Origin of the sequence: Streptomyces sp. GbtcB7, from assembly GCF_019091445.1 — a bacterium.
Taxonomy (GTDB): Bacteria; Actinomycetota; Actinomycetes; order Streptomycetales; family Streptomycetaceae; genus Streptomyces; species Streptomyces mirabilis.
In genome coordinates, this window is record NZ_JAGXJM010000029.1 from 1 (window position 1) to 19,918 (window position 19,918).

Annotated in this window: 17 protein-coding genes; 11 read left to right on the forward strand and 6 right to left on the reverse strand. The window is 71.4% G+C overall.

Going from position 1 to position 19,918, the window contains the following annotated elements:
• Window positions 1-527: 527 nt before the first annotated feature.
• The 3 genes from KVT44_RS37745 to KVT44_RS37755 form a co-directional block, all read right to left on the reverse strand.
• Window positions 528-1,706 (reverse strand): AI-2E family transporter, encoded by a 1,179-nt coding sequence (locus tag KVT44_RS37745; protein WP_217572177.1) that lies wholly within the window; start codon window positions 1,704-1,706, stop codon window positions 528-530.
• Between the two features lie 240 nt (window positions 1,707-1,946).
• Window positions 1,947-2,909, reverse strand: coding sequence for a DeoR/GlpR family DNA-binding transcription regulator (locus tag KVT44_RS37750; RefSeq protein ID WP_217572049.1), 963 nt, complete (start codon window positions 2,907-2,909; stop codon window positions 1,947-1,949).
• A 167-nt stretch (window positions 2,910-3,076) separates the two neighbouring features.
• Window positions 3,077-4,525 (reverse strand): NAD(P)H-quinone dehydrogenase, encoded by a 1,449-nt coding sequence (locus KVT44_RS37755; protein WP_190170091.1) that lies wholly within the window; start codon window positions 4,523-4,525, stop codon window positions 3,077-3,079.
• Window positions 4,526-4,668: 143 nt separating this feature from the next.
• On the opposite strand from KVT44_RS37755, the gene KVT44_RS37760 reads away from it, so the two are divergent.
• From KVT44_RS37760 to KVT44_RS37775, 4 genes are all read left to right on the forward strand, one after another.
• Window positions 4,669-5,106, forward strand: a complete 438-nt coding sequence (locus KVT44_RS37760) for a gamma-glutamylcyclotransferase (RefSeq protein ID WP_054233631.1) — start codon at window positions 4,669-4,671, stop codon at window positions 5,104-5,106.
• A 163-nt stretch (window positions 5,107-5,269) separates the two neighbouring features.
• Complete coding sequence (locus KVT44_RS37765) at window positions 5,270-6,094, forward strand: purine-nucleoside phosphorylase (protein WP_060896436.1); 825 nt, start codon at window positions 5,270-5,272, stop codon at window positions 6,092-6,094.
• Window positions 6,095-6,329: 235 nt separating this feature from the next.
• Window positions 6,330-7,961: a phospho-sugar mutase gene (locus tag KVT44_RS37770; protein WP_217572051.1), complete on the forward strand. Its 1,632-nt coding sequence runs from the start codon at window positions 6,330-6,332 to the stop codon at window positions 7,959-7,961.
• 291 nt (window positions 7,962-8,252) lie between these two features.
• Window positions 8,253-9,368, forward strand: a complete 1,116-nt coding sequence (locus KVT44_RS37775) for a mannosyltransferase family protein (RefSeq protein WP_217572183.1) — start codon at window positions 8,253-8,255, stop codon at window positions 9,366-9,368.
• A 68-nt stretch (window positions 9,369-9,436) separates the two neighbouring features.
• On the opposite strand, the gene KVT44_RS37780 is transcribed toward KVT44_RS37775, so the two are convergent.
• Window positions 9,437-10,078: a PH domain-containing protein gene (locus KVT44_RS37780; protein ID WP_099920960.1), complete on the reverse strand. Its 642-nt coding sequence runs from the start codon at window positions 10,076-10,078 to the stop codon at window positions 9,437-9,439.
• Between the two features lie 722 nt (window positions 10,079-10,800).
• On the opposite strand from KVT44_RS37780, the gene deoC reads away from it, so the two are divergent.
• The 3 genes from deoC to KVT44_RS37795 are packed head-to-tail and all read left to right on the forward strand — an operon-like array spanning window position 10,801 to window position 14,106.
• Entirely contained in the window at window positions 10,801-11,751 is a 951-nt protein-coding gene (gene deoC / locus KVT44_RS37785; RefSeq protein ID WP_099925423.1) for a deoxyribose-phosphate aldolase, read from the forward strand.
• A 5-nt stretch (window positions 11,752-11,756) separates the two neighbouring features.
• Entirely contained in the window at window positions 11,757-13,205 is a 1,449-nt protein-coding gene (locus tag KVT44_RS37790) for an aldehyde dehydrogenase family protein (protein ID WP_099920961.1), read from the forward strand.
• Window positions 13,198-14,106 (forward strand): aldehyde dehydrogenase family protein, encoded by a 909-nt coding sequence (locus KVT44_RS37795; protein WP_097285999.1) that lies wholly within the window; start codon window positions 13,198-13,200, stop codon window positions 14,104-14,106. Before KVT44_RS37790 ends, KVT44_RS37795 begins: the two co-directional genes overlap by 8 nt.
• 37 nt (window positions 14,107-14,143) lie before the next feature.
• On the opposite strand, the gene KVT44_RS37800 is transcribed toward KVT44_RS37795, so the two are convergent.
• The gene (locus KVT44_RS37800; protein WP_217572053.1) at window positions 14,144-14,560 is read right to left on the reverse strand and encodes a hypothetical protein; all 417 of its coding nucleotides are present in this window, start codon (window positions 14,558-14,560) and stop codon (window positions 14,144-14,146) included.
• 221 nt (window positions 14,561-14,781) lie between these two features.
• Between KVT44_RS37800 and KVT44_RS37805 the strand changes: the two genes are divergently transcribed.
• Entirely contained in the window at window positions 14,782-15,408 is a 627-nt protein-coding gene (locus tag KVT44_RS37805) for a uridine kinase (RefSeq protein WP_217572055.1), read from the forward strand.
• A gap of 210 nt (window positions 15,409-15,618) precedes the next feature.
• On the opposite strand, the gene KVT44_RS37810 is transcribed toward KVT44_RS37805, so the two are convergent.
• A complete protein-coding gene (locus KVT44_RS37810) occupies window positions 15,619-16,371 on the reverse strand; it encodes a SigE family RNA polymerase sigma factor (RefSeq protein ID WP_217572057.1) in 753 nt (250 codons plus the stop codon).
• Between the two features lie 309 nt (window positions 16,372-16,680).
• Here KVT44_RS37810 and afsQ1 point away from each other — a divergent pair, with 309 nt between their 5' ends.
• The 3 genes from afsQ1 to KVT44_RS37825 are packed head-to-tail and all read left to right on the forward strand — an operon-like array spanning window position 16,681 to window position 19,576.
• Window positions 16,681-17,358 (forward strand): two-component system response regulator AfsQ1, encoded by a 678-nt coding sequence (gene afsQ1, locus KVT44_RS37815; protein ID WP_054233761.1) that lies wholly within the window; start codon window positions 16,681-16,683, stop codon window positions 17,356-17,358.
• A complete protein-coding gene (locus KVT44_RS37820; RefSeq protein WP_217572059.1) occupies window positions 17,355-18,932 on the forward strand; it encodes a HAMP domain-containing sensor histidine kinase in 1,578 nt (525 codons plus the stop codon). The genes afsQ1 and KVT44_RS37820 overlap by 4 nt, the downstream gene beginning before the upstream one ends.
• Window positions 18,929-19,576 carry a hypothetical protein gene (locus KVT44_RS37825; RefSeq protein ID WP_217572061.1) on the forward strand — a complete coding sequence of 216 codons (648 nt, stop codon included), beginning with the start codon at window positions 18,929-18,931 and terminating at the stop codon, window positions 19,574-19,576. The genes KVT44_RS37820 and KVT44_RS37825 overlap by 4 nt, the downstream gene beginning before the upstream one ends.
• Window positions 19,577-19,918: the final 342 nt, after the last annotated feature.

A 19,918-nucleotide genomic window follows, 5' to 3' on the forward strand; every position in this document is an offset into this window, starting at 1 on the left:
CCGGGGACCGGGGACCGGGGACCGGGGACCGGGGACCGGGGACCGGGGACCGGGGACCGGGGACCGGGGACCGGGGAAATCGTCGCCTCAGCCGGGCGAGCGGCCGGGAAGGCCCGGCTCGGGCCGGACCCGCACCTCGCTGATCGCGACGGCCCGCAGACCGTCCTCCCGGCGGCACGCCGCAGACCGCCTCCCCCAGCCGCGACCCGCAGACCGCCTCACCCAGCCGCAGGCCGCAGACCGTCTCGCCCCGCCGCGGGCCGGGGAAATCGTCACCTCAGCCGGCGGGCGACCGGGACGGTCCGGCCCGCGCCGGACCCGCACCTCGCTGATCGCGACGGCCCGCAGACCGTCCTCCCCGCGGCGACCCACAGAACGCCTCTCCCGGCGGCAGGCCGCAGACCATCCTCCCGGCCGCAGGCCGCCTCCCCAGCCGCGACCTACAGACCACCTCACCCGGTCGCGACCCACAGACCGTCTCTCTCCCCCCGCCCCCGCCCCGGCTCCACGCCGGAGAATTCGTCGCCTCAGCCAGGTGAGCGGCCGGGATGATCCGGGGCGGGGCGGGTTCGGATCTCGCTGATTACGGACCAGGCGACCGACACCATCGGGACGGCGACGACCGCGCCGATCACTCCGGCGAGGATCCCGCCCGAGATGACGGACAGGGCCACGACCACCGGGTGCAGCCGGACCGCCCAGCTCAGCACGAGGGGGTGCAGGACATGGCCCTCGATCTGGCCGACGACCACGATCATGGCGAGCACCACGAGCGCGATGACCGGCCCCCGTGAGGCCAGCGCGACGACCGTGGCCACGGCCAGCGCGATGGGGGAGCCCACCAGCGGGATGAACGCGGCGAAGAACTCCAGCAACGTCAACGGCAGGGCCAACGGCACGCGCAGCGCGAACAGGGCGATCCCGACCAGTACGGCGTTGGTGGCGGCCACGATGATGATGCCGCGGGTGTACCCGGCGAACGTCCGCCACGCGACCCGTCCCGCGCGGCCCCAGGGATCCCGGGCGCTCTCGGGGAGCAGGCCCTGGAACCAGTGCCAGAACCTGTCCCCGGAGTGGATGAAGAACAGCGAGCAGAACAGCGCGAGGACCGCCCCGGTCAGCACCTCCACCGCCCGCCCGGCACCGCTGAGCGCGCTGCTGATCAGTGTGGAGCGGTGCTCCTTGACGTACGTCGTCACCTTGCCCTGAAGGTTCGACAGCACGGTGTGGCGGACGCGGAAGGGAGGGCCCTCCAGCCACCGCTGAATCCGCCCGATGCCCCCGGCGAACTGCTGCCCCAACTGGTCCGACTCGCCCGCGACCAGGCTGCCGACCAGCGCCAGCAGCCCGAGCATCAGCACCAGACTGCCCACCACGCTCACCACGACGGCCAGGGACCGGGGCATGCGCCGCGCCAGCAGATCGGCCAGGGGACGCAGCACCGAGGTCACCACCAGCGCGAGGAACAGCGCCACGGCGACCAGTTGCAACCGGCCCAGGACCTTGAAGGCCGCGTACACGGCCACCCCGAGCACCAGCAGCCGCCATCCGTACGCCGCGGCCACCCGAAGCCCCTGGTTCACCGGCACGTCGTCGCGCTCCGCGGCACGCCGGATCGCCGTCCCCGCCGTACGGGCCCGTGCCACCGCCTTCACCCCGCGGGCGGACCCGCGGGCGGGCCGGCTCCCCAGGACGACGTACCGCATCCGTCGCCGGTGCGAACGGCGCGATCCGTCGTTCACCTGTGCGTCACCGCCTCCCGTCGCCGTGTCAGGGACAGGTTGCGGGTGGACGAGGAGCCGTCGCAAGCCGGGACGCATGCGGACAAACCGCACCCGTACGCCGTGAGCTGGGCCGCTTCCCCGTAGCGCGGCCGGGGGACGGCCGAGTGGAGGGTGCCCGGCGTACGCCATACGGCCCATGGGGGTGCACGCCGGTCGAGTCGGTCAGCGGCGGCGCAAATCCGCCACTCGCGCCCGCTCTCCCGGGGACTGCTCGCCCAGGACGGTAGCGCTGCGCAACTGCGGTCCCGCACCCGGCACCTGGCCGCGGCGCGGACCGGGGAGGGGCATGTCCCGGCGCGGCTGGCGCCCCGCCGGGACCGTATCCCCTCCCGTGCCGGCGCCCGACTGCCCGGCCACCGCGATCTGTACGCCCTGGTCCGCCAGGGCCTGCAGTTCGGTGACCGCTCGGTCGTCGTGCGCCGGCGGCTCGTCCGTGACCAGGCGGGTGATCAGATCGGTCGGCACCGTCTGGAACATGGTGTCGGTGCCGAGCTTGGTGTGGTCGGCGAGGACGACGACCTCCGCGGCGGCCTGCACCAACGCGCGATCGACGGACGCCGACAGCATGTTGGAGGTGGACAGCCCGCGCTCGGCGGTGAGCCCACTGCCGGAGAGGAAGGCCCGCGAGACCCGCAGCCCTTGGAGGGACTGCTCGGCGCCGCTGCCGACCAGGGCGTAGTTGGAACCGCGCAGGGTACCGCCGGTCATCACGACCTCGACGCGGTTGGCATGGGCCAGCGCCTGCGCCACCAACAGAGAGTTGGTGACGACGGTCAGCCCGGGCACCCGCGCGAGCCGGCGCGCCAGCTCCTGCGTAGTGGTGCCCGCGCCCACCACGATGGCCTCGCCCTCTTCGACGAGACCCGCGGCGAGATCGGCGATGGCCGTCTTCTCGGCGGTCGCGAGATGCGATTTCTGCGGAAAGCCGGACTCCCGCGTGAACCCGCCCGGCAATACCGCACCGCCATGCCGGCGGTCGAGGAGTCCTTCTGCCTCCAGTGCGCGCACGTCCCGCCGTACGGTCACTTCGGAGGTCTGGACGACGCGGGCGAGCTCACGGAGCGACACGGCCCCGTTCGCTCGCACCATTTCGAGGATCAATTGGCGACGTTCTGCAGCGAACACGAAACTGACAGTAACCCCAACGACCGTCTGCTTTCAGCAGTTTGCGCCGAATAACAGAAGTTGTTCGCATGGCAGTACGCGAAGTGGTATACGCGCCTACTCGCTCCGCCTATGCCGTACGAATGGTCGACAACTCCCCGTGACCAGCGGGAAGTCGGGGTGGGGCGTCAGACTTCGTCGCCCGCCTTGCGGGTGTGCAACTGCCGTGCGACCTCGGCGATCGAGCCCGAAAGGGAGGGATAGACGGTGAACGCGTTCGCGATCTGTTCGACCGTCAGATTGTTGTCGACCGCGATCGAGATGGGATGGATCAGTTCCGAGGCGCGCGGCGCGACGACCACGCCACCGACGATGATCCCGGTGCCGGGGCGGCAGAAGATCTTGACGAAGCCGTCCCGGATGCCCTGCATCTTGGCGCGCGGGTTGCGCAGCAGGGGCAGCTTGACGACCCGGGCGTCGATCTTGCCCGCGTCCACGTCGGCCTGCGAGTAGCCGACGGTGGCGATCTCGGGGTCGGTGAAGACGTTGGACGAGACGGTCTTCAGGTTCAGCGGAGCGACCGCGTCGCCCAGGAAGTGGTACATGGCGATACGTCCCTGCATCGCCGCGACGGAGGCGAGGGCGAAGACGCCCGTCACGTCACCGGCGGCGTACACGCCCGGGGCGGTGGTCCTGGAGACCTTGTCGGTCCAGATGTGCCCGGAGTCCCTGACCCTGACCCCGGCCTCCTCCAGACCCATTCCGCTGCTGTTCGGGATGGCGCCGACGGCCATCAGACAGTGCGAGCCACTGATGACCCGGCCGTCGGAGAGCGTGACCTCGACCCGGTCGCCGACCCGCTTGGCGGACTCGGCGCGGGAGCGGGCCATGACGTTCATGCCACGGCGCCGGAACACGTCCTCCAGCACGGCGGCGGCGTCCGGGTCCTCGCCCGGCAGCACGCGGTCACGGCTGGAGACGAGCGTGACGCGCGACCCGAGCGCCTGGTAGGCACCGGCGAACTCGGCACCGGTGACGCCGGAACCGACGACGATGAGCTCCTCCGGGAGCTCGTCGAGGTCGTAGACCTGCGTCCAGTTCAGAATCCGCTCGCCGTCCGGCTGTGCGTCGGGCAGCTCACGCGGATGCCCGCCGGTGGCGATCAGCACCGCGTCGGCGACGAGCGTCTCCTCGGTCCCGTCCGCGGCCCGTACGACGACCTTGCGCGAGCCGTCCAGGGACTGCATGCCCTCCAGTCGCCCACGCCCGCGCAGCACCCGCGCGCCGGCCCGCGTCACGGAGGCCGTGATGTCGTGCGACTGCGCGAGCGCGAGCCGCTTCACACGCCGGTTGACCTTCCCGAGGTCGACGCCGACGACCCGGGCCGCCTGCTCCGCGGGAGGGGTGTCGTCGGCGACGATGATCCCCAGCTCCTCGTACGACGAGTCGAAGGTGGTCATCACCTCGGCCGTCGCGATAAGGGTCTTCGACGGCACGCAGTCGGTGAGCACCGACGCCCCGCCCAGACCGTCGCAGTCGACGACGGTCACCTCCGCGCCGAGCTGGGCGGCAACCAGCGCCGCCTCATATCCGCCGGGTCCGCCACCGATGATCACGATCCGAGTCACGTACTCCATTGTCCCGCACGCTTCAAGATGCTTCCGCCCGGGGGCCGCGCCCGCCCCTATCCGAGCCCCTTCCGTTATGTGCTCCTCCGTTATGCGCTTATGCGTTCTGTTACGCAAGAGGCTCCTGTGTTCCCTGCCGTACCCTCGACCTCATGTCGCTCTACGCCGCGTACGCCGGCAATCTCGACCCGCGGCTCATGACGCGCCGCGCCCCGCACTCGCCGCTGCGCGCCACGGGCTGGCTGAACGGCTGGCGGCTGACGTTCGGGGGCGAGCACATGGGCTGGGAAGGCGCGCTGGTGACCCTCGTCGAGGCCCCCCGCTCGCAGGTCTTCGTGGCGCTGTACGACATCGCCCCCCTGGACGAGGACTCCATGGACCGCTGGGAGGGCGTGGGCCTCGACATATATCGCCGGATGCGCGTACGGGTGCACACGCTGGAGGGCGAGGAACCCGCGTGGGTGTACGTACTGAACGGGTACGAGGGCGGACTCCCCTCCGCGCGCTACCTCGGTGAGATCGCCGACGCGGCGGAGTCGGCGGGCGCGCCCCACGACTATGTGATGGAACTGCGCAAGCGTCCCTGCTGAGGGGCCCTTCCGCGCTCCGGGCGGCCCTGCCGAGGGCACCCCTGGTGGGGAACGCCGGTCCACCCCGTTCCCACCCCTTCGTTGGAAACGACAAGACAACGATCGCAAGACCGTGACCTCTGTCATCTACGCGCGTAGGCCTGGACCAGCTACCCTCATGCGCGTGAACGCATCTCTTCTTCCGGACGACATCCAGGGCGACCCCCACGCCGCCGCCGACGCCGCCGCCACCCGCCTGCGGGAGCTCACGGGCGCCGAGACCCACGACGTCGCGCTCGTGATGGGCTCCGGCTGGGCTCCGGCCGTGGACGCCCTCGGCACCCCCGAGGCCGAGTTCCAGGTCACCGAGTTGCCCGGGTTCCCCCCGCCGGCGGTCGAGGGGCACGGCGGCAAGATCCGCTCGTACAAGGTCGGTGACAAGCGGGCCCTGGTCTTCCTCGGCCGCACCCACTACTACGAGGGCCGCGGGGTCGCCGCCGTCGCGCACGGCGTGCGTACCGCCGTCGCCGCGGGCTGCAAGACCATCGTGCTCACCAACGGCTGCGGTGGTCTGCGCGCCGACATGCGCCCCGGCCAGCCGGTGCTGATCAGCGACCACATCAACCTGACGGCGACGTCCCCGATCGTCGGGGCGAACTTCGTCGACCTCACCGACCTGTACTCGCCGCGGCTGCGCGCCCTCTGCAAGGAGGTCGACCCCACCCTGGAGGAGGGCGTCTACGCGCAGTTCACCGGGCCGCACTACGAGACGCCGGCTGAGATCCGGATGGCCCGTGTCCTCGGCGCGGACCTCGTCGGCATGTCGACGGTTCTCGAAGCGATCGCCGCGCGTGAGGCCGGTGCGGAGGTTCTGGGTATCTCCCTCGTCACCAACCTCGCCGCCGGTATGACGGGCGAGCCTCTCAACCACGAGGAGGTCCTCCAGGCGGGCCGCGACTCCGCGACCCGCATGGGCGCCCTCCTCACCCAGGTCCTGGACCGCCTGTAGGGCTTCATCGCCCCCGCCGCCCCTACCCGTCCCATCCCTGGGGGCTCCGCCCCCAGACCCCCATCGGCCTGAACGGCCTCGTCCTCAAACGCCGGACGGGCTGGAGGGTGCGCGCAGCGCCCCTTCAGGGGCGCGGGGAACTGCGCGACCAGCCCCCACCGGCCCGCAGCCGACACACCCACCCCCTGGCCGGGTGCACAAGCAAGGGCAGCACAAACAGAGAGGTTCACCCGACGTGCAGGACGAACTCATCGCACGGGCCGAGGCGTGGCTCGCCGAGGACCCCGACCCGGAGACCCGCGAGGAACTCGCCGAGCTCATCGCCGCCAAGGACGTCCCCGAGCTCACCGCACGCTTCAGCGGCACCCTCCAGTTCGGCACCGCCGGCCTCCGGGGCGAACTCGGCGCGGGCCCGATGCGCATGAACCGCGCGGTGGTCATCCGTGCCGCCGCCGGCCTGGCCGCGTACCTCAGGAAGCAGGGCGAGACGGACGGCCTCGTCGTCATCGGCTACGACGCCCGCCACAAGTCCGCCGACTTCGCCCGCGACACCGCCGCGGTGATGACGGGCGCGGGCCTGCGCGCCGCCGTCCTCCCCCGCCCCCTGCCCACGCCCGTCCTGGCGTACGCCATACGGCATCTCGGCGCCGCGGCCGGCGTGGAGGTCACCGCCAGCCACAACCCGCCCCGCGACAACGGCTACAAGGTCTACCTGGGCGACGGTTCGCAGATCGTCCCCCCGGCGGACGCCGAGATCGCCGCCGAGATCGCCGCCGTCGGCAGCCTCGCCGACGTCCCCCGCCCGGACTCCGGCTGGGAGACCCTCGACGAGGGCGTCCTGAACGCCTACCTGGCCCGTACGGACGCCGTCCTCGCCCAGGACTCCCCCCGCACCGCCCGCACCGTCTACACGGCGATGCACGGTGTCGGCAAGGACGTCCTGCTCGCCGCCTTCGCCCGGGCCGGTTTCCCGGAGCCCGTGCTCGTCGCCGAGCAGGCGGAACCGGACCCCGACTTTCCCACCGTCGCCTTCCCCAACCCGGAAGAGCCCGGCGCGATGGACCTGGCCTTCGCGAAGGCCCGCGAGAGCGACCCCGATCTGATCATCGCCAACGACCCGGACGCCGACCGTTGCGCGGTGGCCGTCAGGGACGGTGCCGACTGGCGCATGCTGCGCGGCGACGAGGTCGGCGCGCTGCTCGCCCAGCACCTGGTGAACCGCGGCGCGCGCGGCACCTTCGCGGAGTCGATCGTCTCCTCCTCCCTCCTCGGCCGGATCGCCGAGAAGGCGGGCCTCCCCTACGAGGAGACCCTCACCGGCTTCAAGTGGATCGCCCGGGTGGAGGGCCTGCGCTACGGCTACGAGGAAGCGCTCGGATACTGCGTCGACCCGGACGGCGTACGCGACAAGGACGGCATCACCGCGGCCCTGCTCATCACGGAACTCGCCTCCGAGCTGAAGGACGCGGGCCGCACCCTCCTCGATCTCCTCGACGACATCGCCGTGGCGCACGGTCTGCACGCCACCGACCAGCTCTCGGTCCGGGTGGAGGACCTGTCGGTCATCGCGAACGCGATGGGCCGGCTGCGCGAGCAGCCCCCGACGGAGCTGGCGGGCCTGTCCATCACCAGGTCCGAGGACCTGACGAAGGGCACGGACACGCTGCCGCCGACCGACGGGCTGCGCTACACGCTGGACGGCGCCCGCGCCATCGTCCGCCCCAGCGGCACCGAGCCGAAGCTGAAGTGCTACCTGGAGGTCGTGGTCCCGGTCGGCTCGCACGCCGAGCTGCCCACGGCCCACGCGAAGGCCGCCGAGCTGCTCGCGGGGATCAAGCGGGACCTGTCGGCGGCGGCCGGCATCTGATCCCACGCCTCGGATCCCGCATCTCGGATCCCGCGCCTCCGCGAGGGCCCGAGCCCAGGACCCAGCCACGTACGGGTGATTTCCGCCCGGCAGTTGACGCAGCGCTCCGGTGCGCCACCATCCGACCGAGGAACGGTTGGCGGTAGCGCACCGCCGAGCACCAGGAGCTGCCGCGTGTCCTCGACCGCTTCCCGGCCGACATCGTCCCCACCCCGGAACGCTCCCGGCGAATTCCCCACGAACGCGAACACGAACGCGAGTACGGGCACGGGGACGAGTAGGAGCACAGGCATCCTGTGCTCCCTCCGCACCCAGCTGCGCCGGGCGGCCCCCGCCCTGCTCGCCTACGGGGCCGTACGCCTCGTGAGTCTGCTGCTCCTCACCCAGTGGGCGCACCATCAACACCATGGCGTGTGGCCCGTCCTGGCCACGCAGTGGGACGCGGACTGGTACCTGGGCATCGCCCAGCACGGCTACACCCACCACCTGGGCACCCGGTACGACGCGAACAACCTCGCGTTCTTCCCGCTGTACCCGTTGCTGGTCAAGGCGGCCGCGGTCCTGACCCCGGGTACGCGCGCCACGACGGGCCTGGCGATCTCGATCGTCGCCTCCTTCCTCGCCGCGTGGGGGGTCTTCGCCGTCGGCCACCATCTCCACGGCCGGCGCGTGGCCCTGCTGCTGACGTTCCTGTGGGCGGCTCTTCCGGTCGGCCTGGTCCAGTGGATGGGTTACACGGAGTCCCTCTTCACGGCGTTCGCCGCCTGGTCGCTGTACGCGGTGCTCACCGGCCGCTGGCTCTGGGCGGGCACCCTGGCGTCGTTGTCGGGCCTGACCCGCCCGACGGGCATCGCGGCGGCGGCCGCGGTCACCGTCACGGCCCTGCTCTCCCTGCGGCACCGCTTCTCGCCCCGCGTCCTCGCGGCCGCGGCCCTCGCCCCGGCGGGCTGGTTCGCCTACGTCGGCTGGGTGGGCGTGCGCCTGGGCCGATGGGACGGCTACTTCGCCGTGCAGCGGCTGTGGCACAACGACTGGGACGGCGGCGCGGAGACCCTGCGCCGTGTGCGGGAGGTCCTCTCGCAGGACTCCAGGCCGGAGCTGTTCCTGGTGATGGTGACGCTCACGCTGATCGTGTCCGTGGTCCTCTACGCCCTGTGCGCCTGGGACCGGCAGCCGCTCCCTCTGCTGGTCTTCACCGGCGTCCTGCTGCTGATCGTGCTGGGCAGCGGCGGCGTCTACTTCCCCCGTGCCCGCTTCCTCCTGCCCGGCTTCCCGCTCCTGCTCCCGCTGGCCCTCCATCTGTCCCGCGCCTCACCCCGCTTCCGGGCCCTCGCCGTGACCGCGGCGCTGCTGAGTTCGGCGTACTGGAGCGCGTACATGGCGTTGGTGTGGCCGAGCGCGCCGTGACGGGCCGGGACGAGCCGGGAGCGGACACCGAGAGCGGATACGGGGCCCGCGTGCGGCAGCCGGGGTGGCTACCCCACCGCCAGCAGGATCACCAGGACCACGGCCCCCGCGAGCGCGGGACCCATGACCTCGTACGCCCACCGCACGCTCACCTCGCCCTGCGCGCCCTCCGAGGCCGCCCGGGCCTCGGCGAGTTCGCGCAGGTCGTCCATGACCTGGTCGGAGTGCGAACGGGTGGGCCCGCTCGCCACCGAGGAGGTGCGGCCGCTGCTGTCGGCGGCGGCGCTGCGCGCCTGCCGTCGGGCCGCGGCCTTGCGGGCGCGCAGGGAGACGGGGATCGCCCAGAGCTGGAACTTGGTGCCCTCGGCGTCGACCACCTCGTTGGAGTACCCGGAGCGCAGTGAGGCGACCTTGCTCCAGGGCAGCACGACGACACGGAACGGGTTACGCACGCGCAGCCGGTCCTCGTTGGCGTAGACGGCGGGGCGCAGGGTGAAGGCGGCCACCAGCGGAACCAGGAGGATCAGTGCGGCGAGTGCCAGCCAGGGGGTGCGGCCGTGACCGGAGACCAGCGCGTCGATGCCGAGCCAGCCCGTGATGGCGAGCAGCAGTACGCCGCCCGCGATACCGGCGTGCGACCGGTAGATCCGGTCCTGCGACTCGGGTCGCGAGGCGTCCGGCAGGGGTGGCTGGTCATCCGGGGTCGTCATGCCTCCGATTCTGCCCGACGCCCCCTGAACACTTCCTTCACCCCCGCCCCACGCCGCGGCGTCGCCACGGACGGGCGGGGATTCGTTCGTCTGCGGGTGGACGCGGGCTGATCGCGCAGTTCCCCGCGCCCCTGGGGACGGGGCTGCGCCCCGAATCCCCATCCGGGCCGAGTGCCTTGCCCCCCGGGGTCGATGAGAACGGATCGCACGGTCCCCGCGCCCGGGCGGGGCTTCGCCCCGAATCCCCGGCCACTCCTGGTCGCCCGGCCGCGGGCGAGTGGGGGCCGGTCGCGCAGTTCCCCGCGCCCCTAAAAGCCTCGGTGCCCCCGGCGTTCGAGGGCAAGCCCTCCGGGCGATGCGGAGATCCAGGGGCGGAGCCCCTGACGGGGTGCAGGGGCTGAGCCCCGAGGGGGGGGCCGGGGGCATGACCCCGAGGGGGTCCGGGGCGGCAGCCCCCGTGGGATGACCGGGGCGCAGCCCCACCGGGGCCGCGGGCGGCAGCCCCGGTGGGGTGCAGGGGCGGAGCCCCGCCGGGGGTGCAGGGGGACCCCCGGTGGGGTCGAAGGGGCGGAGCCCCTGGGATTATGGAGTCCCCCCGCTCGAGCGGAGCCGAGAGCTTGGGGAGGGTAGGGGCGGCGGGAAACGCCCGGGCGTGCACTCCCCCACACCCACCCCCGGGGCTGTACAGCCGCTACGCGCGTAGATATGCTCAGCTCGTGACCATGCCCACCACTGCACCCGCACTCGGCGACGTAACCGCGTCGGACAGCACGCTGCGCCGCTTCCTCCACGGGCTCCCCGGCGTCGACACGGTCGGCCTGGAGGCGCGCGCCGCCTCGCTCGGCACCCGTTCCATCAAGACGACCGCGAAGGCGTACGCCATCGACCTCGCCATCTCGATGGTCGACCTGACGACGCTGGAAGGCGCGGACACCCCGGGCAAGGTCCGGGCGCTCGGCGCCAAGGCGGTCCACCCCGACCCCACGGACCGTACGACGCCCAGCACCGCGGCCGTCTGCGTGTACCCCGACATGGTGGCCACCGCCAAGGACGCCGTCGCCGGCTCCGGCGTGAAGGTCGCCTCGGTCGCCACCGCCTTCCCGGCCGGCCGCGCGGCCCTCGACGTGAAGCTCGCCGACGTACGCGACGCGGTCGCCGCCGGCGCCGACGAGATCGACATGGTCATCGACCGCGGGGCGTTCCTCGCGGGCAAGTACCTGAAGGTGTACGACGAGATCACCGCCGTGAAGGAGGCCTGCGGGACCAGCGCCCGCCTGAAGGTCATCTTCGAGACCGGCGAGCTCTCGACGTACGACAACATCCGCCGCGCGAGCTGGCTCGGCATGCTGGCGGGCGCGGACTTCATCAAGACCTCGACCGGCAAGGTCGCCGTCAACGCGACCCCGGCGAACACGCTCCTCATGCTGGAGGCGGTCCGCGACTTCCGCGCCCAGACCGGCGTCCAGGTCGGCGTGAAGCCCGCCGGCGGCATCCGCACCACCAAGGACGCCATCAAGTTCCTGGTCCTGGTGAACGAGACCGCGGGCGCGGACTGGCTGGACAACCACTGGTTCCGCTTCGGCGCGTCCTCGCTCCTGAACGACCTGCTGATGCAGCGTCAGAAGCTGGCCACCGGCCGCTACTCCGGCCCCGACTACGTGACGGTGGACTGATCACCATGGCATCCGCATCCGCATCCGCTTTCGAGTACGCACCGGCGCCCGAGTCCCGCTCCGTCGTCGACATCGCGCCCTCCTACGGCCTGTTCATCGACGGCGAGTTCACCGAGGCGGCGGACGGCAAGGTCTTCAAGACCGTCTCCCCCTCCACCGAAGAGGTCCTGTCCGAGGTCGCCCAGGCGGGCGCGGAGGACGTGGACCGCGCCGTGAAGGCCGCCCGCAGGGCCTTCGAGAAGTGGTCGGCCCTGCCAGGCTCCGAGCGCGCCAAGTACCTCTTCCGCATCGCCCGGATCATCCAGGAGCGCTCCCGCGAGCTCGCCGTCCTGGAAACCCTGGACAACGGCAAGCCGATCAAGGAGACCCGCGACGCCGACCTCCCCCTGGTCGCCGCGCACTTCTTCTACTACGCGGGCTGGGCCGACAAGCTCGACCACGCCGGCTTCGGCGCGAACCCCCGCCCCCTGGGCGTCGCGGGCCAGGTCATCCCCTGGAACTTCCCCCTCCTGATGCTGGCGTGGAAGATCGCCCCGGCGCTGGCGACCGGCAACACCGTCGTCCTCAAGCCCGCCGAGACGACCCCCCTGTCCGCCCTGTTCTTCGCGGACATCTGCCGCCAGGCGGGCCTGCCCAAGGGCGTCGTCAACATCCTTCCGGGATACGGCGACGCGGGCGCCGCGCTCGTCGAGCACCCCGACGTGAACAAGGTGGCCTTCACCGGCTCCACCGCCGTCGGCAAGGCGATCGCCCGCCAGGTCGCGGGCACGGACAAGAAGGTCACCCTCGAACTCGGCGGCAAGGGCGCGAACATCGTCTTCGACGACGCCCCCATCGACCAGGCCGTCGAGGGCGTCGTCACCGGCATCTTCTTCAACCAGGGCCAGGTCTGCTGCGCGGGCTCCCGTCTCCTCGTCCAGGAGTCGATCCACGACGAGCTGCTGGACTCGCTCAAGCGCCGCCTGTCCACCCTCCGCCTCGGCGACCCCCTGGACAAGAACACGGACATCGGCGCGATCAACTCCGCCGAGCAGCTGTCCCGTATCACCTCGCTCGTCGAGCAGGGCGAGGCCGAAGGCGCCGAGCGATGGTCCCCGGCCTGTGAACTCCCCTCCTCCGGCTACTGGTTCGCCCCGACGCTCTTCACGAACGTCACCCAGGCGCACACCATCGCGCGCGACGAGATCTTCGGCCCGGTCCTGTCCGTCCTCACCTTCCGGACCCCCGACGAGGCCGTCGCCAAGGCCAACAACTCCCAGTACGGCCTCTCCGCCGGCATCTGGACCGAGAAGGGCTCCCGGATCCTCGCCGTCGCGAGCAAGTTGCGCGCGGGCGTCATCTGGTCCAACACGTTCAACAAGTTCGACCCGACCTCGCCGTTCGGCGGTTACAAGGAGTCGGGCTTCGGCCGCGAGGGCGGTCGCCACGGCCTGGAGGCGTACCTCGATGTCTGAGAAGACCGACAAGACCGAGCAGCAGCGACTGAGCGTCTTCAAGACCTACAAGCTGTACGTGGGCGGGAAGTTCCCGCGTTCCGAGAGCGGCCGGGTGTACGAGGTGACCGACTCCAAGGGCAAGTGGCTGGCCAACGCGCCCCTCTCCTCCCGCAAGGACGCCCGTGACGCGGTGGTCGCCGCCCGTAAGGCGTTCGGCGGCTGGTCCGGCGCGACGGCGTACAACCGCGGTCAGATCCTCTACCGCGTCGCCGAGATGCTGGAGGGCCGCAAGGACCAGTTCGTCCGTGAGGTCGCGGACGCGGAGGGCCTGTCGAAGTCCAAGGCTGCCGCGGTCGTCGACGCGGCGATCGACCGCTGGGTCTGGTACGCGGGCTGGACCGACAAGATCGCCCAGGTGGTGGGCGGCGGCAACCCGGTCGCGGGACCGTTCTTCAACCTGTCCACCCCGGAGCCGACGGGCGTCGTCACCGTCCTCGCGCCCCAGGAGTCGTCCTTCCTGGGCCTGGTCTCGGTGATCGCCCCGGTGATCGCGACCGGCAACACGGTGATCGTGATCGCGAGCGAGAAGTCCCCGCTCCCGGCGCTGTCGCTGGGCGAGGTGCTGGCGACCTCCGACCTGCCGGGCGGTGTCGTCAATGTCCTCTCCGGAAAGACGGCGGAGATCGCGGCGCCCCTCGCCGCGCACCAGGACGTCAACGCGATCGACCTCGCGGGCGCGGACGACGTACTGGCGAAGGAGCTGGAGATCGCCGCGGCCGACAACCTGAAGCGGGTCGTCCGTCCACAGGCTGTGGATTATTCGCGGACGCCCGGCATCGAGCGCCTGACGGCCTTCCTGGAGACGAAGACGGTCTGGCACCCGACGGGCGCCCTCGGCGCCTCCGGCTCGTCCTACTGAGTGTTGCCCCGTGCCCCGTCGTGGGACACGGGGCAACTCACGCACCCCCCAGCGACCCCAACGCCTGCCCCACCACCGGCACGCTCCCCACCGACCGCGCCTGCGCCAGCGGCCCCGTCAGGGCCTGCGAGGACAGCGGCTTGAAGTCGGCGAGCTGGGTACCCACCCCGTTGTCGAGCGGGTCGACCCCCGTGCCGGCGAGCGGGTTGGGCTTGAGGCCCGCGATCGGACCGGTGACATATCCCACCGTGCCGGTCAGAGCCCCCAGACCCGCCTGCGGGTCGACGTTGCCCAGCGAGGTGGGCTGGGTGCGCATCAGATCCACGGCGGGGGCCGTGTCCGCGACGGCCGGACTCGCGGCGGCGGCCGCACCGGCGGCGACCACCCCGAGCGCGACGGCGATGCGCGTGGTGGTGCGGGCCAGGGGGGTCTGCTGGTGTGCGTGTCGCGCCATCGGATGTCCTCTTCGGTGAACGTAACGAATGCGAGCGGAGAGCAACGGGATTCGCACGCAGAGTAGTTGACCCGGATGCCGTTCCGGGCGGCGATGGCGGCGGATTCCCCTGTGAGGGTCAACAGACATACGGACGTAACCCCGATAATCCTTCGGGATAATGTTCCGGAGGCCTGCCGAAGCGCGGCGTGGCCCGGCCGAGTCACAGAAGGTACAGAGAATTGGGTTCCCATCCTCCGATACCCACCCGTGTGGTGCTGCTCTGCGGCCCCTCCGGCTCTGGAAAGTCCCTTCTCGCGGCCGACTCCGGACTTCCCGTGCTCCGCCTCGACGACTTCTACAAAGAGGGCACCGACCCGACGCTCCCCCAGGTCGAGGGCAGTTCCGACATCGACTGGGACCATCCGCAGTCGTGGGACGCGGACATCGCGGTCGCGGCGATCGAGGAGCTGTGCCGTACGGGACGTACGACCGTTCCCGTCTACGACATCGCGCTGAGCGCCCGTACCGGCGCGGAGGCGCTGCACATCGAGCGGACGCCGCTGTTCATCGCGGAGGGCATCTTCGCCGCCGAGATCGTCGAGCGCTGCCGGGAGCTGGGGATGCTGGCCGACGCGCTGTGTCTGTCGCGCGGCCCGCTGACCACGTTCCGCCGCCGTTTCCTGCGGGATCTGCGGGAGGGCCGCAAGTCGGTCCCGTTCCTGCTGCGCCGCGGCTGGCGCCTGATGCGCGCCGAACGTTCGATCGTGGCCCGGCAGAGCGCGCTGGGCGCCCACCCCTGCGACAAGGCCGAGGCCCTGGGCCGACTGGCCGCGGCGGCCGACGGACGCTGCACGACACCGGCGTAGTCAGGGGCCCTGCGCCGAGACACGCGAAGAGGCCACTCGCCCAAAGGGGCCACCACACGAAAAGAGGCCCAGGCGGACCCCCCGTCCGCCCGGACCTTTTCTCGTTTCCCCCGTGCTCCTCAGGGGTCCCCCGACCCCGTTGGTTTTCCCCCCGGTACTGCTCCCCCGTACCAACCGGTACTACCGGTTGCCCGCTCCCCCCACAGACCTTCAGGCGACGAGCTCCCCGAAGGACTCCTCCTCGTCACGGCCGAAGCTGAGGACCTCGTCCTCACGCATCCGGCGCAGCGACCGCCAGATGCTCGACTTCACCGTGCCGACACTGATGTCGAGGATCTCCGCGATCTCCGGGTCCGTGCGGCCCTCGTAGTAACGAAGGACCAGCATGGTGCGCTGGAGTTCGGGCAGCCGGGCCAGCGCCTGCCACAGCACGGCGCGCAGCTCGGTGCCGCGCATCGCGTCCGTGTCACCGGCGGTCTCCGGCAGTTCCTCGGTCGGGTACTCGTTCAGCTTGCGGCGGCGCCACGCGCTGATGTGCAGATTGGTCATGGTGCGGCGGAGGTAGCCCCCGACCGCGGCCTTGTCACTGATCCGGTCCCAGGCCCGGTACGTCGAGAACAGCGCGCTCTGCAGCAGGTCCTCTGCCTCGAAGCGGTCCCCGGTCAGGTGGTAGGCGGTTGCGTACAGGGAGGCGCGGCGCTCCTGGACGTAGGCGGTGAACTCCGCCTCCGACACCGAGCGACGTTCCCCCGTGGCCTCCCTGTACGCGGCTCCCCCGTGAGCTCCCCCGCTACCGCCGCTCTCCCCCGTGAAGGCGTCAACCACCGTCATGTACGTGGTGTGCTGACGCCCGGTGCCGCGAGCGCACCCCCGCCCGCTCACGGCACCGGACTTCTCCGAACCCCTGACGTCGTGGAGCCGCGTGACAACTGCGCTAGTGCTGGTGCTGTGCAGCGTGTTCATCTCGCGCCCCCCGTCGTGGAGTTCCGGTTCTTCGGTTCGTTCCGTCGTGCTGTGTCGCTGTCTTGCCGTCGTGCTCTCTTGCTTGTGTCGAAAAGCTTGCCCGGGCCACTTCATGGCCGTGTCCGCCGACTGTCACAGACCTGTCACAGGGCCCCTCCCCAGGCGCGTCACGGCACGATCACAGCGCGGTCACAGAGGAGGGCGGTACGGCTGCGCGGATGCCCTTCGGGCGCCCCCTTCTGTGCGGGAGATGGATGGGAGCGCTCCAACTGTCGAAAGAGTCCCTCGCCATGGGCCAGAATGACGTTCGTGCCTTCCCTGTTGCTGATCGAGGACGACGACGCCATCCGGACGGCCCTGGAGCTCTCTTTGACGCGCCAGGGACACCGGGTGGCCACCGCTGCCACCGGCGAGGACGGTCTGAAGCTGTTGCGTGAGCAGCGGCCGGATCTGATCGTGCTGGACGTGATGCTGCCCGGCATCGACGGGTTCGAGGTGTGCCGGCGCATCCGGCGCACGGACCAGCTGCCGATCATTCTGCTGACCGCGCGCAGCGACGACATCGACGTCGTGGTCGGACTCGAGTCCGGCGCCGACGACTATGTCGTCAAGCCCGTGCAGGGGCGGGTGCTCGACGCCCGTATCAGGGCCGTGCTGCGGCGCGGGGAGCGCGAGGCCAACGACTCGGCGACGTTCGGTTCCCTCGTCATCGACCGTGCGGCCATGACGGTCACCAAGAACGGCGAGGATCTGCAGCTGACACCCACCGAGCTGCGGCTGCTCCTGGAGCTGAGCCGCCGGCCCGGACAGGCGCTGTCCCGCCAGCAGTTGCTGCGACTGGTGTGGGAGCACGACTACCTGGGCGACTCGCGGCTGGTGGACGCGTGTGTCCAGCGGCTGCGCGCGAAGATCGAGGACGTTCCGTCCTCGCCCACCCTGATCCGTACGGTCCGCGGAGTCGGCTACCGACTGGACACTCCTCAGTGACCCCACCGCACGACGAGCTCCGCGGCTGGGCCGCGGCGCGCCGGGCGATCCTGGCGGGGTTGCGCTTCACGAGCCTGAGGCTGCGGCTGGTCGTGGTGTTCGGACTCGTCGCGCTCACGGCCGCCGTGTCGGCGTCGGGCATCGCGTACTGGCTCAACCGCGAGGCCGTGCTGACGCGTACGCAGGACGCGGTGCTGCGCGACTTCCAGCAGGAGATGCGCAACCACGCGAGCATGCTGCCGGTGCACCCGGCGCAGGACGAACTGCAGCGCACGGCGGGCCAGATGGCCAACAGCAGCCAGCGCTTCAGCGTGCTCCTCGTCGCCCAGGACGGCAACGGCAAGAAGGTCATCGGCAACTCCGCGCTGGACACCTTCACGCTGGACGACGTACCCAAGTCCCTCCAGAAGGCCGTGAACAAGGAGCAGCCGCTCTCCTCGAACAACAAGTCGGCCTATCACCTGTACTGGCAGCGCATCACCGACCACGACAAGCCGTACCTGGTGGGCGGCGCGAAGGTGATCGGCGGGACGACGACCGGCTACATGCTCAAGTCCCTGGAGCCCGAGGCCAAGGACCTCAACTCGCTGGCCTGGTCACTGGGCATCGCGACCGGCCTGGCCCTGATCGGCTCGGCGCTGCTCGCCCAGGCCGCCGCGACGACGGTCCTCAAGCCCGTGCACCGCCTCGGCATCGCGGCCCGCCGCCTGGGCGAGGGCAAGCTCGACACCCGGCTGCGCGTCTCGGGTACGGACGAACTCGCGGACCTCTCCCGTACCTTCAACCACACTGCGGAGTCCCTCGAGAAGCGCGTGGACGACATGAGCGCCCGCGAGGAGGCGTCCCGCCGCTTCGTGGCGGACATGTCCCACGAACTCCGTACGCCGCTCACCGCGATCACCGCCGTGACGGAGATCCTGGAAGAGGAACTCGACGCGGAGACCGGCAGCGTCGACCCGATGATCGAACCGGCCGTCCGGCTGGTCGTCAGCGAGACCCGCCGCCTCAACGACCTCGTCGAGAACCTCATGGAGGTCACCCGCTTCGACGCGGGCACCGCCCGGCTGGTCCTCGACGACGTGGACATCGCCGACCAGATCACCGCGTGCATAGACGCGCGCGCCTGGCTGGACGCCGTCGACCTGGACGCCGAGCGCGGCATCATGGCGCGCCTCGACCCGCGCCGCCTGGACGTGATCCTCGCGAACCTCATCGGCAACGCGCTCAAGCACGGCGGCAGCCCGGTCCGTGTCTCGGTCCGCGTAGAGGCCGACGACCTTCTCATCGAGGTCCAGGACCACGGGCCCGGCATCCCCGAGGACGTCCTCCCGCACGTCTTCGACCGCTTCTACAAGGCGAGCGCCTCCCGGCCCCGTTCCGAGGGCAGCGGTCTGGGCCTGTCCATCGCCCTGGAGAACGCGCACATCCACGGCGGCGAGATCATCGCGGCCAACGCGCCCAAGGGGGGCGCCGTCTTCACGCTCCGCCTCCCCCAGGACGCGTCGGAGCTGCTCGCCGACGACGAGCGCGAGCGCGGACGGAACGGGAACGGTACGGAGGGCAGCGCCGGATGACGACCTTGGTACGAGGCCGGGGCGGGCGCCGACGGGCGCCTCTCGCCTCTCTCTCCCTCCTCTCGCTCCCCCTCCTCGCCGTCCTGCTCGCGGGCTGCGGTATCCGCTCCACCCAGGTCCCGACGGACTTCGGCCCGGCGCCGTCCCGGGTCCCGTGCGCGCTGTCCGGCCAGGACATCACCACCCAGTCCTCCCGCGGCATCCCGGTCCAGGTCTTCCTGATCTGCTCCGGGCAACTGGTGACGGTCGACCGGTCCGTGCGGATTCCCGACGGTACGGCGGAGGGGGCGCGGCGGGTTCTGGTGGCGCAGGGGCTCCTCGACGAGCTCGCCGAGACGCCCTCCACGCCCGAGCAGCAGGCCGGCTACACGACCGACGTGCGGGGCGGGATGACGGTGAGCGGGCCTCGGCCCAAGGACCCCGAGGACGCGCTCCGCCTCAGTACCCCTCCCCAGGACCTGACCTCCGCCGCACTCGCCCAGATCATCTGCACCTTCTCCGACTCCGCCGCCGCGCGGGACGACGGTTCGGTCGTCCTCGGCGGCCCCGACGCCACCCCGTTGCGCAGCTACGAGTGCCCCACCGACGTCCGCGCCAACCCCACCACCAAGTCCCCGCCGTCCACACCGATCTCCGGCGCGTAATCGTTTCGGGCAACTGTTTCCTCGCCCCCGCCGCCCCTACCCATTCCCATCCCCTGGAGGCTCCGCCCCCAGACCCCCTATCGGCCTGAACGGCCTCGTCCTCAAACGCCGGACGGGCTGAAGACGCCGGCCGGAGTGCAGGCTTTCAGGGACGCGGGGAACTGCGCGACCGGCCCCCACCGGCCCGCAGACGAACTCATACGCGCGGCCCGGGGATCCGGGGCGAAGCCCCGGCCTCAGGGGCGCGGGGAACCGCGCGACCCGCCCCCACCGGCCCGCGGACGCCGAACCGTGCCCGCTACGCCCCGTACGTGTGGCGCATCCCTCACCCCTCAGCCCCAA